Below are 14,117 nucleotides of genomic sequence, written 5' to 3' on the forward strand. Positions count from 1 at the left end.
GCCGTCCTCGCGCAGGGTGGACGGGCTGCCCATCTCCAGCTGACCTTGTCCCCGACCAGAGGAAAGCAGTGCACCACCCTCGACAGAACACCCCCCAGACCACCCCTCAGGACCCCGCGGACGCCGCTCGGCGCCGCCACCGCCAGACCACGAAGCGCGTCGTCATCGCCCTCAACCTGGCCGTCCTCCTCGTCCTCGGAGCCGGCGTCGCCGCCTACGGCACGCTCTCCAAGACCGTGACCCTCGACGTCGACGGCCGCAAGGACACCGTCCGCACCTTCGGCACGTCCGTCGGGTCGCTGCTGAAGAGCCACGACGTCCGCACGAAGGACGCCGCCGTCGACGCCGAGCCGACCGCGTCGGTCTCCGACGGCGACACGATCAAGGTCCGCTACGCCAAGGACGTCACGGTCGCCGTCGACGGCACCGTGCGTCGTGAGCGGCTGCACGCCGCCACCGTCGGCGACGTCCTCGACGAGCTCGACGTCTCGCCTCGCAAGGGCGCCGAGGTGAACGCGGCGAAGGACACGCGCCTGGACGACACCGCCTCCACGGTCGTCGTCTCCAACCCCAAGAAGCTCACCGTCCGCGCCGACGGCCGCAAGAAGACCGTCACGAGCGCTGCCCCCACCGCGGGCGAGGTGCTCGAGGAGGCCGGCGTGCGGCTCGGTGCCGCCGACGAGGTCCGCGCCGGCGACGCCCTCGGCGAGGCCGCCCTGGTCAAGCCGGGCGAGCGCGTCGAGGTCGTGCGGGTGCGCATGGTCGACACGGCCCGCACGCTGCGCACCGCCCCGCAGACGGAGGTCCGCGAGGACGACACCCTCGAGAAGGGCACGGAGAAGGTGCTGCGCGCCGGCGCGCCGCGCGTCGTGCAGCAGAAGGTGCTCGTCACCCGAGCCAACGGCAAGGTCCGCTCGACCCTCGTGCTGACCGAGAAGGTCACCGACCGGGGCAGCAAGCGCGTCGTGCTCCGCGGCACGAAGGAGCCCGAGCCGGAGGAGACGACGCTGGCGGCCCCGGCCACCGAGTCGGCCCCCGCGGTCGGCGACGACAGCGTCTGGGACCGCATCGCGCAGTGCGAGTCCGGCGGCAACTGGAGCATCAACACCGGCAACGGCTACTACGGCGGCCTGCAGTTCAGCGCCGCCACGTGGCACAGCGTCGGCGGCCCCGGTCTCCCGCACGAGAACAGCCGCGAGGTGCAGATCAAGTACGCCAAGATCCTGCAGCAGCGCTCCGGCTGGGGCCAGTGGTCCTGCGCTGCGAAGGTCGGTGTGCACTGAGCGGCACCCCGCCCACCCCGGTCTCGCTGCTGGGTGCGGCCGACGTCCGACGCATCGCTGACGCGATCGGACTGCGGCCCACCAAGCAGCGTGGCCAGAACTTCGTGGTCGACGGCAACACCGTGCGCCGTATCGTCCGCGACTCCGGGATCGGCCCCGACGACGTCGTCGTCGAGGTCGGTCCCGGTCTCGGTTCCCTGACCCTGGCGCTGCTCGAGGTCGCCCGCCACGTCGTGGCCGTCGAGGTCGACCCGGTCCTCGCCCAGCGTCTGCCGACGACCGTCGCCGAGCAGGCGCCGGGCCACGTCGAGCGTCTCGACCTCGTCCTGGCCGACGCGATGCGCGTCGAGGAGCTGCCCGGGCCCACGCCCACCGCGCTGGTCGCCAACCTGCCCTACAACGTGTCCGTCCCGGTGCTGCTGCACCTGCTGGAGCGCTTCGAGACGCTCGCGTCGGTGCTCGTCATGGTGCAGGCCGAGGTCGCCCACCGGCTCGCGGCGCCGCCCGGCTCCCGCACCTACGGCGTCCCGAGCGTGAAGGCGGCCTGGTACTGCGACGTCAGCCTCGCGGGCACGGTCGGACGGCAGGTGTTCTGGCCCGTGCCGAACGTCGACTCCGCGCTCGTGTCGCTGCGGCGCCGTGGGACGCCCGGCGACGACGCCCTGCGGCGTGCCACGTTCCGCGTGGTCGACGCCGCCTTCGCGCAGCGTCGCAAGACGCTCAGGGCCGCGCTCTCCGGCCTCGCGGGGTCCGGCGCGGCGGCCGAGACGGCTCTGCGCGCGGCCGACGTCGACCCGCAGGCCAGGGGTGAGCAGCTCGACGTCGTGGCGTTCGCGCGCATCGCCGCTGCCCTCGGCTGAGCGGATCGGTAGGTTGGTGCGGTGAGAACCGTCAGCGTGCGCGTGCCAGCCAAGATCAACCTGGCCCTCGGCGTCGGCGGCGTCCGCGAGGACGGCTTCCACCCGCTCGCGACGGTCTACCAGGCCGTCGACCTGTACGACGAGGTCCGAGCCACCGCGAACGAGACCGGCGAGGTGACGGTCGAGACGACCAGCGACGTCCCGGGCGCCGAGACCGAGGCGTCCCTGGTTCCGCGCGGTCGGGACAACCTCGCCGTGCGCGCCGCGCTCGCGCTGCGTGAGCAGACGGGCGTCGAGGCCGGTGTGGATCTCGTGATCCGCAAGGCGATCCCGGTGGCCGGCGGCATGGCCGGCGGCTCGGCCGACGCCGCGGCGACCCTCGTCGCGTGCAACGACGTGTGGGGGCTCGGGTGGTCGCGGCACGAGCTCGAGCCGGTCGCGGCCGGTCTCGGCAGCGACGTGCCGTTCCTCCTGCACGGCGGCAACGCGATCGGCGGTGGACGCGGCGAGCTGGTCAGCCCGGTCCTGGCGCGCGGCTCCTACCACTGGGTCGTCGCGGTATCCGGCATCGGACTGTCGACGGCGTCGGTGTACGCCGAGTTCGACCGGCTGAACGCCGACCGGGAGCTGGCGACGCCCCAGGTCCCCGACGCGCTGCTCGCGGCCCTGCGTTCGGGCGACGCCGTCGCGCTCGGGGCCGCGCTCTCCAACGACCTCACGGAGGCCGCGCTCTCGCTGCGGCCCGACCTGGCCCAGACCCTCGAGGTGGGGGTGGAGGCCGGAGCGCTCGGTGCGCTGGTCTCCGGCTCCGGCCCCACGTGCGTGTTCCTCGCCGCCGACGAGCAGCAGAGCCTCGACATCGCGATCGCGCTCGCCGGCACGGGGCGTTGCGCCGACGTCGTCCAGTCGATCGGGCCCGTGCCCGGCGTGCGGGTGGTCTGAGGTGGCCGCACCGGCCGGCCGTCGCACCCCGCTCATCGGCGGCGAGGGGCTGCAGCTGTCGTTCCCGACGAAGGACGTCCTCGACGACGTCACCCTCGGCCTGGCCGAGGGGCAGCGGGTCGGCATCGTCGGCCGCAACGGCGACGGCAAGTCGACGTTGATGCGGGTGCTGGCGCGTCGGCTCGAGCCTGACGAGGGCCGGGTCACCTGGCGCCGCGACCTGCGCGTCGGCTACGTCGACCAGTCCGACACGCTCGACCCCGGGCTCACGGTCGCGCAGACCGTCGTCGGCGACACCGCCGAGCACGTGTGGGCGGGGGACCCGCGGGTGCGCGACGTCGTCGCCGGGCTGCTCGCCGACGTCGACTGGGACGGTCCCGTCGCCGGCCTCAGCGGCGGCCAGCGTCGTCGCGTGTCGCTCGCGGCCGTCCTCGTCGGCGAGCACGACGTGCTGTTCCTCGACGAGCCCACCAACCACCTCGACGTCGAGGGGGTCACCTGGTTGGCCGCCCACCTGAACGCGCGCTTCGCGTCGGGCCAGGGCGCCTTCGTGGTGGTCACGCACGACCGCTGGTTCCTCGACGAGGTGTGCACCGACACCTGGGAGGTCCACGACGCGGTCGTGGAGCCGTTCGAGGGCGGGTACGCCGCCTACGTCCTGCAGCGCGTCGAGCGGGACCGCCAGGCTGCTGCGGCCGAGTCGCGCCGACAGAACCTCCTGCGCAAGGAGCTGGCGTGGCTGCGGCGTGGCGCGCCGGCCCGCACGTCGAAGCCGAAGTTCCGCATCGACGCGGCCAACGAGCTGATCGAGCGCGAGCCGCCCGTGCGCGACAGCGTCGAGCTGAGACGGGTCGCGACGGCGCGGCTCGGCAAGGACGTCGTCGACCTGCTCGACGTGTCGGTCTCCTTCGGCGACCGCGAGGTGCTCTCCCACGTCGAGTGGCGGATCGCGCCGGGCGAGCGGACCGGCATCCTGGGCCCCAACGGCGCCGGCAAGAGCACGCTGCTCTCGCTCGTCGCCGGTCGGCTGCAGCCGACGTGGGGCCGGGTCAAGCGCGGCACCACGGTCCGGGTGGCGACCCTGACACAGGCGTTGACGGAGCTCGACGCGATCGCCGACGACCGGGTCCGCGACGTCGTGGCGGCGCGCCGCGCCAGCTACCAGGCCGACGGGGCGGAGGTGACCCCGTCGCAGATGCTCGAGCGGCTCGGGTTCTCCAGCGCCCAGCTGTCGAACCGGGTCAAGGACCTGTCGGGCGGTCAGCGTCGTCGCCTGCAGCTGCTGCTCACCCTGCTCGACGAGCCGAACGTGCTGATCCTCGACGAGCCGACCAACGACATGGACACCGACATGCTGGCGGCGATCGAGGACCTCCTCGACACGTGGCCGGGCACGCTGCTCGTCGTCAGCCATGACCGCTACCTGCTGGAGCGCGTGACCGACCACCAGTACGCCGTGCTGGACGGCCGGCTGCGCCACCTGCCGGGCGGGGTCGACGAGTACCTGCGGCTGCGCCGGTCCGCGGACCCCGCCGGGCCCGACGTCCCCGCTCCCGCGGCGGCCGCGTCGCCCGCCGTCCCGGCAGGGTCGCCCGGCAGCGGCTCGGCCCAGGACCGTCAGGCGCGGAAGGAGGCGGCCCGCCTGGAGCGGCAGATCGAGCGGCTCAGCGCGCAGGAGGCCGACCTCGAGCGTCGGATGGTGGAGGCGGCCACGGAGCCGGCCCGGCTCGTGCCGCTCTCCGCGGAGCACGCGGAGGTCGTGGCCGAGCGCGAGCGCCTGGAGGAGCGGTGGCTCGAGGTGGCCGACTGACCCGACGTCGGGTCAGACGTGGCGGGCCAGCGTGCGCAACGACGAGGCCAGCGTCTCGGCGTCGTCCGGGTCGAGGCTGGACAGCAGCGACCTCTCCTGCTCGAGGAGCTCGTCGAGGGCGGCGTCGACGGCCGCGCGACCCGCGGCCGTGAGGGTGACGAGCACGCCGCGGCGGTCGCCCGGGTCGGCCTCGCGGGCGACGAGGCCGCGTCCCGCGAGCCGGTCGACGCGGTTCGTCATCGTGCCGCTCGTGACCATGGTCTCGGTGACGAGCCGGCCGGGGGAGAGCTGGTAGGGCGGACCCGACCGCCGCAGCGCGGACAGCACGTCGAACTCCCACGGCTCCAGCGCGTGGGCCGCGAACGCCGCCCGGCGCGCGCGGTCGAGGTGACGGGCGAGGCGCGTGACCCGGCTGAGCACCTGCATGGGGCGGGTGTCGAGGTCGGGGCGCTCGCGCTGCCAGGCCGCGACGATGCCGTCGACCTCGTCGAGCTCGTCGGCACCCATGGCGACACTGTAGTTCGTCAAGAATCTTGATGTCGAGATTGTTGTCGAGCCGGTGGGGGCCTACGGTGTCGCCCATGGACGTCGACGACCTCGTGGGCCGTGGCCCGGCCACCCTCGTTCCGTTGCTGCGCGACCGCACGGTGTCCGCGCGCGAGCTGACCATCGCCACGCTCGACGCGATCGAGCGTGAGGACGCCCGCGTGAACGCCGTCGTCGAGCTGCTCGCTGACGAGGCCTTCGACGCCTCGACGGAGGCGGACGCGAGGATCGCCCGCGGCGAGACCGGGCCGCTGCTCGGCGTGCCCGTCGCCATCAAGAACGACGCCGACCTCGCCGGCCGGGTGACCGGGCTCGGGTCGCGGGCCGTCACCCAGGTGTCGCGCCAGGACGGGCCGCTGGTCGAGGCGCTGCTCGCGGCGGGTGCCGTGCCCGTGGCCACGACGACGCTCCCCGAGCTCGCGATCTACGGGTTCACCGAGTCGGCGGCCCAGGGCGTGACGCGCAACCCGCACGACCTCGACCGCACGCCCGGTGGGTCGTCCGGGGGGTCGGCCGCGCTCGTCGCCGCGGGCGCGGTCGGGGTGGCGACGGCCTCCGACGGTGCTGGCTCGATCCGCATCCCCGCGGCGAGCTGTGGTCTCGTCGGGTTCAAGACGACCCACGGGTTCGTCCCCGGCTCGGGGGGCTGGCACGGTCTCTCGACGCAGGGCTGCGTGACCCCGACGGTGCGCGACACCGCCGTCTACCTCGACGCGGTGGGGCACGGTGCTCCCGGCGCGCTCGCGCACGCGGCTGACACGGCTCCACGGACGCTCAGGATCGGCGTGACGACCAGCGCCGCCGCCGCAGGGCGTCCCGAGCCGCTGCACCGCGACGTGAAGTCGGCCGTCGACCACGTCGCGGGCCTGCTCGACGGGCTCGGGCACGAGGTCACCACCGTCAAGGTGCCGTACGGTCTCGACGCGAAGGCGCTCACGGTGCGCTACCTCGCCGGCATCGCCGAGTCGGCGTCGCGCGTCGACGACCCGTCGCTGCTGGAGCCACGCACCCGTCAGGTGGTGCGCCTCGGCCGCCCCTTCGGCCCGTCGGCGGTGGCGTGGGCGCAGCGCGCCGGGCACCGGTTCGGCTCGACGGTGCTCGACCGGCTCGGCGTCGACGTGCTCCTGTCGCCCGTGATGAGCGGTCCCGCGCTGCGCGTCGGGCACTTCGCCGGCAAGGGCGGTCTGCGCACGGTGCTCGGCATGAACGCGTTCTACCCGTACACGGCGCAGTGGAACCACGCCGGGCTGCCGGCCGTCTCCCTGCCGGTCGGCCGGTCGCGCAAGCGGGGGCTCCCGTTGGCCGTCCAGCTCGTCGCACGTCGCGAGCAGGACCCGCTCCTGATGTCGGTGGCGTCCCAGGTCGAGGCAGCGCTGCGAGGTCCCGCATGAGGTGGGACCCGGAGCAGTACCTGCGCTTCGCCGACGACCGGGGGCGTCCGTTCGTCGACCTGGTCGCCCGGGTGCCGTCGGACGCCGGCGTCGTGGTCGACCTCGGCTGCGGAGCCGGCAACCTCACGACCGTGCTGCGTGGCCGCTGGCCCGGCGCCCGCGTGCTGGGCGTCGACTCGTCGCCCGAGATGGTCGCGCGCGCGACGGCGACGAACGAGGATCCCGAGGCGTCGTACGTCGTCTCGGACGTGACGACGTGGGCGCCCGACGGACCGGTGGACGTGATCACGTCGAACGCGATGTTCCAGTGGGTGCCCGAGCAGGAGGAGGTCCTGCGGCGTCTGGCGGAGCACGTGACGCCGGGTGGCGCGATCGCCGTGCAGGTGCCGAACAACGCCGACGCACCGAGCCATGCACTGATGCGGGAGGTCGCGGACCGTCCCGCCTACGCGGACCACACGGCGGGGGTGCTCTCGGTGCGTGGCACCGGTCCGCAGACGTACCTCGACCTGTTCGCGTCGCTGGGCTGGTCGTGCGACGCCTGGGAGACGACGTACCTGCACGTGCTGCCGGGCGACGACCCTGTCTTCGAGTGGGTCAAGGGCACGGGAGCGCGCCCGGTCCTGCAGGCCCTGCCGGACGACCTGCGGGAGCGGTTCGTGGCGGACTACAAGGCGGAGCTGCGCGAGGCGTACCCGCGTCGGCCGTACGGGACGGTGCTCCCGTTCCGTCGGACGTTCGCGGTCGCCGTCCGTCCGCTCGGGTAGCCTGGGACGGCCGTCGTGGCTGTGCGTCGCGACGATCCCCGGTTGGTCTGCCGGCAGGGCCCGCCTGACTTTGAATCAGGACAAGCGACGTAGGTTCGACTCCTACCCGGGGAGCCGCAGGGTCAGTCCTCGTCGAGGGTGCCGACCGGGTCGAAGGTGAAGGATCCGAGGTGCTCCTGCACGCCGCGGAAGGCGTCCGCGATCTCGGGATCCTCCAGGGCCTTCTCCAGGGAACGCAGAGCCTCCTGCGTCCGCACGTCGGTGGTCTCCTCGATGGGGTCGCTCATGCGTCCATGGTGACGCGGACCCGGGCGTCGCGCTGGGTGAGCGCGCCCCGGGTCATCGGGGTCGGTACTGGATGTGGTCGGGGTGGGTGTGGTGGATCTCGACGAACTGGATGGTGCGGTCTCGTCGGGTCCAGGCGCGGGTGAACGCGGTCTCGGCCTCGATGGTGCGGGTGGGTAGGTGCCAGTGGGCGTTGCCGTCCTGGTCGTGGGTGACCGTCAACGCTCCGCGGGTCTTGAGGCCGTGGTGGGGTCGGCAGCGGTGGTGCAGGTTGCCTGCTGCGGTGGGTCCGCGCTGCTGACCTGGTGGTTGTCCGGGTTGTCGTGCGTCGGGTGGTGGGTCGGGGTCGTAGGGGATCTGGTGGTCGACGTCGCAGCCGGTGGCGGGTCGGGTGCAGCCGGGCACGTCGCAGGTCCCGTCGATCAGGTTCAACGCCCTGCGTAGGGGTTGGGTGGGGAAGCGGCCCAGCTCGGTCACGTCGAGGATGCCGCCGTTCTCATCGGTCAACAACCGCGAGAACAGGGTCCCCTCGGCGGCGGCGAGCTCGGCGAGCAGGGCGGGGTCGAGGACGTGCTGCCCGTCGGCAGAGACGCCCGGCTCGCTGGAGAGGCCGAGCAGGGTGGCCAGGGAGACGGTGATGCCGACGTGGAACCGGCCACGCCCCGACGTGGTCGCGGTGACGTCCTTGCGCAGGAGGGTGTCGACGAGAGCGTCGGCGCGGGCCTGGGCCAGCGTCCGGTCATCGTCGGTGGTGGCGTGGCGGGAGGCCTTCGCTGCGAGGGTGAGGTCCCGGTCGATGAGGAGGGCCTCGGTGGTGGGGATGAGGGCCTGCAGCAGACTCATCCCGTCATCCAGGGCGGTGATGGTGACGTTGCGGTCCGCGTGGGCGGACTTGCGGCGCTCGATCGCGTGGTCGGGCTCGACCCGGATGAGGAACCGGCGCAGCCACCCCTTCAGCTGACCCAACGTGTGGGTCGTGGCGTAGGCGAGGACGGTCTCGTCCAGCCGGGTGATGTTCTCCGGCGCGTGGAGCTTCCAGGCGGTGGAGGCGATCTCGCGGGCCTTGGCCCGGTCGACCTCCCCGCGCAGGTGTGCAGCCCAGACGGTGGGCAGGTCCATCACGAGGGTGCGGGTGGACGAGACCAGGTTCGCCACGAATCCCTGCGCGAGATGCAGCTCGAGGGCGGCCTCCAGGATGGCCACCTGCCGGGCGTCCTCGACCTGACGGGCACTCAACCCTTGGGTGAGGGCGTCGGTGCGGCGGGTCTCCACGAACCGCAGCACCGCCCGAGCCTGCTCCGCCTCACCCGCCCACACCCGACGCGACGCATCGAGTGCGTCGGCCAGGAGGGTGTCGGTGGGGTTCATGTCTCCAACCTAGAGACCCCCTCCGACACCCCCCTCCAGCCCGGAAAACTCCTGTGGACAGTGGGGTTTTCGGCTGGTTCGCGCTGGGCTGTTGCCGGGTGGTCTCGATACGACCGACCGGGCTCCTTCGTCGCCGGTCGGCCTACTCGACCAGCGGAACGTTTCGCTGGTCGAGTAGTCGCCTCCGCCGAGGGACGAGGCGTATGGCGACGTATCGAGACCACTCCAAGCCGTCGCTGGGGGTCGGCCCGCGCTGAGCCGTTGCCGGATGGTCTCGATACGCGGCACGGAGCTCCTTCGTCGCCCGTGCCGCTACTCGACCAGCGGATCCCGCCGCTCGGGGGCGGGGTGGTGGACGGGGGCGGGTGGGCCGGGTGGCTCCGTACACTGGCGGGCGTGCCTGAGACCTCCTCGTCGCCCGTGACCGCGATCGTCCTCGCCGCCGGGGCGGGGACGCGGATGAAGTCGCGCACCGCCAAGGTGCTGCACGAGCTGGGCGGCCGGAGCATGCTCGTCCACGCGCTGGAGGCCGTCCGGCAGGTCGGCGCGGCGCGGGTCGTCGCCGTCGTCGGCCACGACCGCGAGCAGGTGTCCGCGGCGGTCACCGCGCACGACGTGGGCGTCGTGCAGGCGGTCCAGGAGGAGCAGCGCGGCACGGGCCACGCCGTACGGGTCGCGCTCGACGCCCTCGACGACGTGCCCGAGGGAACCGTGCTGGTCACCTACGGCGACGTCCCGCTGCTCACCGCCCAGACTCTCTCGACGCTGCTGCTCGACCACACGCACGAGGGTCGGGCGGTCACCATCCTCACGGCCGAGCTGCCCGACCCCACCGGCTACGGACGCATCCTCCGCGACGAGCAGGGTGCCGTGGTGGCCATCCGGGAGCACAAGGACGCCGACGAGCCCGAGCGTCTCGTCAAGGAGGTCAACAGCGGCATCCTCGCCGTCGACGCCGTCTTCCTCGACCACGCGACGCGCAGGCTCGACACCGACAACGCGCAGGGCGAGCTCTACCTGACCGACATCGTCGCCACCGCCGTCCGCGAGGGCCGTCCGGTCGGCGCGCACGTGCTGGAGGACGTCTGGCAGACGAAGGGCGTCAACGACCGCGTGCAGCTGGCCGAGCTGGCCGCCGAGCTCAACCGGCGCACCACGGAGCACTGGATGCGCCAGGGGGTGACGATCGTCGACCCCGCCACGACCTGGATCGACTCCGACGTGACCCTCGGCGCCGACACCGTCCTGCACCCGGGGACCCAGCTGCTCGGCGCGACGACCGTGGGGGAGGGGGCCACGATCGGGCCCGACGCCACCCTGCGCAACGTCGAGGTGGGCGACGGCGCCAGCGTCGTCCGCACCCACGGGTCCGACGCGGTCGTCGGGGCGGGGGCGAGCGTCGGACCGTTCGCCTACCTGCGTCCCGGTGCCGAGCTCGGCGCGCGCGGCAAGATCGGCACGTTCGTCGAGGTCAAGAACGCGACCCTCGGCGAGGGTGCCAAGGTCCCGCACCTGAGCTACGTCGGCGACGCGGAGATCGGCGAGGGCACGAACATCGGCGCCGGCACGATCACGGCGAACTACGACGGCGTGCACAAGCACCGCACGGTCGTCGGCAGGCACGCCCGGACCGGCTCGGACAACGTCTTCGTGGCGCCCGTGACGATCGGCGACGGAGCCTTCACCGGGGCCGGGACGATCGTCCGCGAGGACGTCCCGCCGGGGGCGCTGGCCGTGAGCTCCGGGTCACAGAGGACCATAGACGGGTGGGTGCAGCGCAAGCGGCCGGGCACCCCCTCCGCCGACGCCGCTGCCCCTGTCGACGACCCCGCCGAGGAGACCGCCGGTGAGTGACCTGCTCAAGAAGACGCCGACCAAGAAGATCATGCTCTTCTCGGGTCGTGCTCACCCCGTGCTCGCCGAGGAGGTCGCGAACCTGCTCGAGGTGCCGCTGGTGCCCACGACGGCGTACGACTTCGCCAACGGCGAGATCTACGTCCGCTTCGACGAGTCGGTCCGCGGCAGCGACGCCTTCGTCATCCAGAGCCACTCCGCGCCGATCAACGAGGCGATCATGGAGCAGCTCATCATGATCGACGCCCTGAAGCGTGCGTCGGCCAAGCGCATCACGGTGATCCTGCCGTTCTACGGCTACGCCCGCCAGGACAAGAAGCACCTCGGCCGCGAGCCGATCTCGGCGCGCCTCATGGCCGACCTCTTCACCGCTGCCGGCGCCGACCGGCTGATGACGGTCGACCTGCACACGGCCCAGATCCAGGGCTACTTCGACGGCCCCGTCGACCACCTGCTGGCCATGCCGATCCTCACCCGCTACGTCAAGAACAACTACGGCGACCAGCCGCTCGCGGTCGTCTCGCCCGACGCAGGCCGCATCAAGGTGGCGGAGTCGTGGGCCAACGCCCTCGGCGGTGCGCCGCTGGCGTTCATCCACAAGACCCGCGACCCGCGTCGCCCCAACGAGTCCAAGGCCAACCGCGTGGTCGGCGAGGTCGAGGGTCGCACCTGCATCCTCGTCGACGACCTCATCGACACCGGCGGCACGATCGTCCAGGCGGCCGAGGCGCTCAAGGCCGACGGCGCGGCCGACGTGGTGATCGCCGCGACGCACGCCGTGTTCTCCGGGCCGGCCGTCGACCGGCTGAAGAACTCGGTCGCGCGCGAGGTCGTCGTCACCAACACGCTGCCCCTCTCCGACGAGCAGCGCTTCGACTCGCTGACCGTGCTCTCCATCGCGCCGCTGCTGGCCCAGGCCACCGCCGCCGTGTTCGAGGACGGCTCGGTCACCAGCCTGTTCAGCTGACCACAGCACCACGACGAGGGGCCCCGGCACACGTGCCGGGGCCCCTCGTCGTCGTGCTGCGTCGTGGACGTGGGGTCAGCTGGCGGTCGGCGTGGCGGAGACGGTCGGCGTCGGCGAGGCGGTCGGGCTCGGCGTGGCCGTGGGGGTGGGCGACGCGGTCGGCGTGGGTGACGCCGTGGGCGTCGGAGTCGGCGTCGGCGCGGGCGCCCCGTCGCGGACGAGTCCGAAGGCACCACCGGAGGGTGCGTTCACGCTGCGGCACGGCCCGCCGTCCACCGTCGGCTGGGCGGCCGAGACGACGGTGCCGATCTTCGAGCCAAGGCCGGAGACGGTGAGCTTGTGGTACTTCTGGCCCTTGATGGGCTGCTCGACCTGCAGCACGAGCGTCAGCCAGCAGCTCTTGGTGGGCAGGGTGCCGCCGAGCCGGAACACCCCGTCGGCCTCGCTGGTCGCCGAACCGACGCGCGTGCCGTTGTCGTCGAAGAGCAGGGCCTTGACCCCGGCGAGCGGCTCGTTCGACGTGGCGTCCTTGACCTGACCGACGAGCCGACCGCCGACCCGGGTGAGGCGGGCGGACGTGGCGGTGGTGCTGCCCGAGCGGACGCTGCCCGCAAGGTGGACGCGCGCCCCGGCGTAGCCCTGCACGCCCGGGATGATCGCGTCGTATCGGCCTGGCGCGAGACCCTTCGCGGTGAAGGCGCCGCCGCGGGCGCGCACGACCCACCACTGTCCGGTCGTGCGGTTGACGAGGGTCAGGGTGACCGCCGACCGCACGCCCGACTGGCCGGCGTAGAGGTCGCCGACCATGGTGCCGGCGCGCGTGCCGAGGGCCACGCGGACGTCGCGGTTGCGGCCCTGGCGCAGCCCGCTGACCCAGAGGCTGCGGCCCACCCACCTCTGGCGGGCGTCCCAGACGAACACCGAGTAGTTGCCGGCCGGAAGGCCCCCGATCGCGAACCCGCCGCGACGGTCGGCCGTGACGGTGTAGGCGGTGCCGTCGCGGGTGACGGCGGTGACGCGGGCGCCGGCGGCCAGGACCCGACCCCGGGCCGGGCCCTTGGAGACGCGACCGGTGATGCTCGCGCCGCGGGCCATGCTGATGTTGGCGATGGTCGTGCTGCCGCCGCGCACGACGACCTTCACGTCGCGCGAGACGCGGGCGTTGACGTCCCAGCGGGGTCGACGGTCGCTCACGCGCAGGTGGTAGGTGCCGGGAGCCAGCCACGGGGTGGCGTAGCCGCCGCTCGTGCGGAACGACGTCTTCTGGCGCCACGACGCGTCGAACACGGTGACGGTGACGTCCTTGACCGGACGACCGGTACCCGCCTCGGTGATGGCGCCGCGGACGCGACCGGTCTCGTCGGCCTGGACGGGTGCGACCAGACCGAGGAGCAGGGCGACGACGGCGAGGATGCCGAGCAGCAGCCGGGGTGCGGGCACCCGCGTGCGGACGTCGGACATGACGATCTCCCTCCGGAGCCGGCGGACGGCTCTCGTGTCTCCCACCGCGATTCTAGTGCGGGGGCTGCGCCGCGATCCCCGGTTTCCCAGGGGCCGAAGGTCCTGGATCTGCCGGGACCGTCGGCCCGCGCGATGAGGAACCGGCCAGTATCCTCAGCCCGTGACCGGGTGCCGGTCCGAGAGGGAGGGTCGAGGTGCAGTCGTCGCACACGCGTCGCTGGGAGCTGGCCGCCGGGGTGGTCGCTGCCGCCGTGGCGGTCTCGGTCGTGCTGCACCTGCTCGGGGTCTCCCTGCCGTTCTGGCCGGCAGGGGCGCAGAGCTCGAACCCGTTCTCCTCCGGCCGCGTCTACGTCGACCCGCACTCGCAGGCGCGCCAGGCGGCCGACGCCGCGTCCGGCGACGACGCGACGGTGCTGCGCCGCGTGGCCGACACGCCCACGGCGATCTGGCTGACGCCCGAGGCGTGGCCGCAGCAGCAGGTGGAGGCGCACGTGCGGCGCATCGCGACCGCGGCGCGCGACGCCGACCGGGTGGCCCTGCTCGTCGTCTACGGCATCGCCGACCGCGACTGCCAGGGCGGTGA

The 14,117-nt window shown here is 73.2% G+C and carries 13 protein-coding genes and 1 tRNA gene; 10 read left to right on the forward strand and 4 right to left on the reverse strand.

Annotated elements, in window-relative coordinates; translation table 11 throughout:
* The first annotated feature begins 68 nt into the window (after window positions 1–68).
* The 4 genes from NH339_RS07425 to NH339_RS07445 are packed head-to-tail and all read left to right on the forward strand — an operon-like array spanning window position 69 to window position 4,895.
* Window positions 69–1,283, forward strand: coding sequence for a transglycosylase family protein (locus NH339_RS07425; RefSeq protein ID WP_308207045.1), 1,215 nt, complete (start codon window positions 69–71; stop codon window positions 1,281–1,283).
* Window positions 1,256–2,143, forward strand: coding sequence for a 16S rRNA (adenine(1518)-N(6)/adenine(1519)-N(6))-dimethyltransferase RsmA (gene rsmA / locus NH339_RS07435; RefSeq protein ID WP_256475110.1), 888 nt, complete (start codon window positions 1,256–1,258; stop codon window positions 2,141–2,143). The genes NH339_RS07425 and rsmA overlap by 28 nt, the downstream gene beginning before the upstream one ends.
* A gap of 21 nt (window positions 2,144–2,164) precedes the next feature.
* Window positions 2,165–3,085, forward strand: coding sequence for a 4-(cytidine 5'-diphospho)-2-C-methyl-D-erythritol kinase (locus NH339_RS07440; protein ID WP_253023980.1), 921 nt, complete (start codon window positions 2,165–2,167; stop codon window positions 3,083–3,085).
* 1 nt (window position 3,086) lies between these two features.
* Window positions 3,087–4,895: an ABC-F family ATP-binding cassette domain-containing protein gene (locus NH339_RS07445; RefSeq protein WP_253023983.1), complete on the forward strand. Its 1,809-nt coding sequence runs from the start codon at window positions 3,087–3,089 to the stop codon at window positions 4,893–4,895.
* Between the two features lie 12 nt (window positions 4,896–4,907).
* On the opposite strand, the gene NH339_RS07450 is transcribed toward NH339_RS07445, so the two are convergent.
* On the reverse strand, window positions 4,908–5,402 hold the full coding sequence (locus NH339_RS07450; protein ID WP_253023986.1) for a MarR family winged helix-turn-helix transcriptional regulator: 495 nt from the start codon (window positions 5,400–5,402) through the stop codon (window positions 4,908–4,910).
* Window positions 5,403–5,476: 74 nt separating this feature from the next.
* On the opposite strand from NH339_RS07450, the gene NH339_RS07455 reads away from it, so the two are divergent.
* The 3 genes from NH339_RS07455 (at window position 5,477) to NH339_RS07465 (ending at window position 7,713) form a co-directional block, all read left to right on the forward strand.
* Window positions 5,477–6,832 (forward strand): amidase, encoded by a 1,356-nt coding sequence (locus tag NH339_RS07455; protein ID WP_253023988.1) that lies wholly within the window; start codon window positions 5,477–5,479, stop codon window positions 6,830–6,832.
* Window positions 6,829–7,599: a methyltransferase domain-containing protein gene (locus tag NH339_RS07460; RefSeq protein ID WP_253023990.1), complete on the forward strand. Its 771-nt coding sequence runs from the start codon at window positions 6,829–6,831 to the stop codon at window positions 7,597–7,599. The genes NH339_RS07455 and NH339_RS07460 overlap by 4 nt, the downstream gene beginning before the upstream one ends.
* Before the next feature lie 35 nt (window positions 7,600–7,634).
* Window positions 7,635–7,713: transfer RNA gene (locus NH339_RS07465), tRNA-Gln, on the forward strand.
* Window positions 7,714–7,721: 8 nt separating this feature from the next.
* Here NH339_RS07465 and NH339_RS07470 read toward each other — a convergent pair.
* Together NH339_RS07470 and NH339_RS07475 are read right to left on the reverse strand one after the other, a co-directional pair.
* Complete coding sequence (locus NH339_RS07470; protein ID WP_158509177.1) at window positions 7,722–7,886, reverse strand: hypothetical protein; 165 nt, start codon at window positions 7,884–7,886, stop codon at window positions 7,722–7,724.
* Window positions 7,887–7,938: 52 nt separating this feature from the next.
* Entirely contained in the window at window positions 7,939–9,252 is a 1,314-nt protein-coding gene (locus NH339_RS07475) for an HNH endonuclease signature motif containing protein (protein WP_253023992.1), read from the reverse strand.
* A gap of 396 nt (window positions 9,253–9,648) precedes the next feature.
* Between NH339_RS07475 and glmU the strand changes: the two genes are divergently transcribed.
* Both glmU and NH339_RS07485 read left to right on the forward strand, forming a co-directional pair.
* The gene (glmU, locus tag NH339_RS07480) at window positions 9,649–11,106 is read left to right on the forward strand and encodes a bifunctional UDP-N-acetylglucosamine diphosphorylase/glucosamine-1-phosphate N-acetyltransferase GlmU (RefSeq protein ID WP_308207046.1); all 1,458 of its coding nucleotides are present in this window, start codon (window positions 9,649–9,651) and stop codon (window positions 11,104–11,106) included.
* A gap of 1 nt (window position 11,107) precedes the next feature.
* Window positions 11,108–12,073 carry a ribose-phosphate diphosphokinase gene (locus tag NH339_RS07485; RefSeq protein ID WP_256475112.1) on the forward strand — a complete coding sequence of 322 codons (966 nt, stop codon included), beginning with the start codon at window positions 11,108–11,110 and terminating at the stop codon, window positions 12,071–12,073.
* A gap of 75 nt (window positions 12,074–12,148) precedes the next feature.
* On the opposite strand, the gene NH339_RS07490 is transcribed toward NH339_RS07485, so the two are convergent.
* The gene (locus tag NH339_RS07490; protein WP_253023994.1) at window positions 12,149–13,534 is read right to left on the reverse strand and encodes a collagen binding domain-containing protein; all 1,386 of its coding nucleotides are present in this window, start codon (window positions 13,532–13,534) and stop codon (window positions 12,149–12,151) included.
* 194 nt (window positions 13,535–13,728) lie between these two features.
* Between NH339_RS07490 and NH339_RS18830 the strand changes: the two genes are divergently transcribed.
* On the forward strand, window positions 13,729–14,117 hold a 389-nt coding region (locus NH339_RS18830), incomplete at its 3' end, for a glycoside hydrolase family 6 protein (RefSeq protein ID WP_253023996.1).

Source organism: Aeromicrobium sp. CnD17-E, from assembly GCF_024124745.1.
Lineage (GTDB): Bacteria > Actinomycetota > Actinomycetes > Propionibacteriales > Nocardioidaceae > Aeromicrobium.

Bases quoted from the DNA above. Each gene is read 5' to 3' on its own strand.
- NH339_RS07470 (WP_158509177.1), bottom strand. From the start codon at position 7,886: ATGAGCGACCCCATCGAGGAGACCACCGACGTGCGGACGCAGGAGGCT.
- NH339_RS07490 (WP_253023994.1), bottom strand. From the start codon at position 13,534: ATGTCCGACGTCCGCACGCGGGTGCCCGCACCCCGGCTGCTGCTCGGC.
- NH339_RS07450 (WP_253023986.1), bottom strand. From the start codon at position 5,402: ATGGGTGCCGACGAGCTCGACGAGGTCGACGGCATCGTCGCGGCCTGG.
- NH339_RS07475 (WP_253023992.1), bottom strand. From the start codon at position 9,252: ATGAACCCCACCGACACCCTCCTGGCCGACGCACTCGATGCGTCGCGT.
- NH339_RS07455 (WP_253023988.1), top strand. From the start codon at position 5,477: ATGGACGTCGACGACCTCGTGGGCCGTGGCCCGGCCACCCTCGTTCCG.
- NH339_RS07460 (WP_253023990.1), top strand. From the start codon at position 6,829: ATGAGGTGGGACCCGGAGCAGTACCTGCGCTTCGCCGACGACCGGGGG.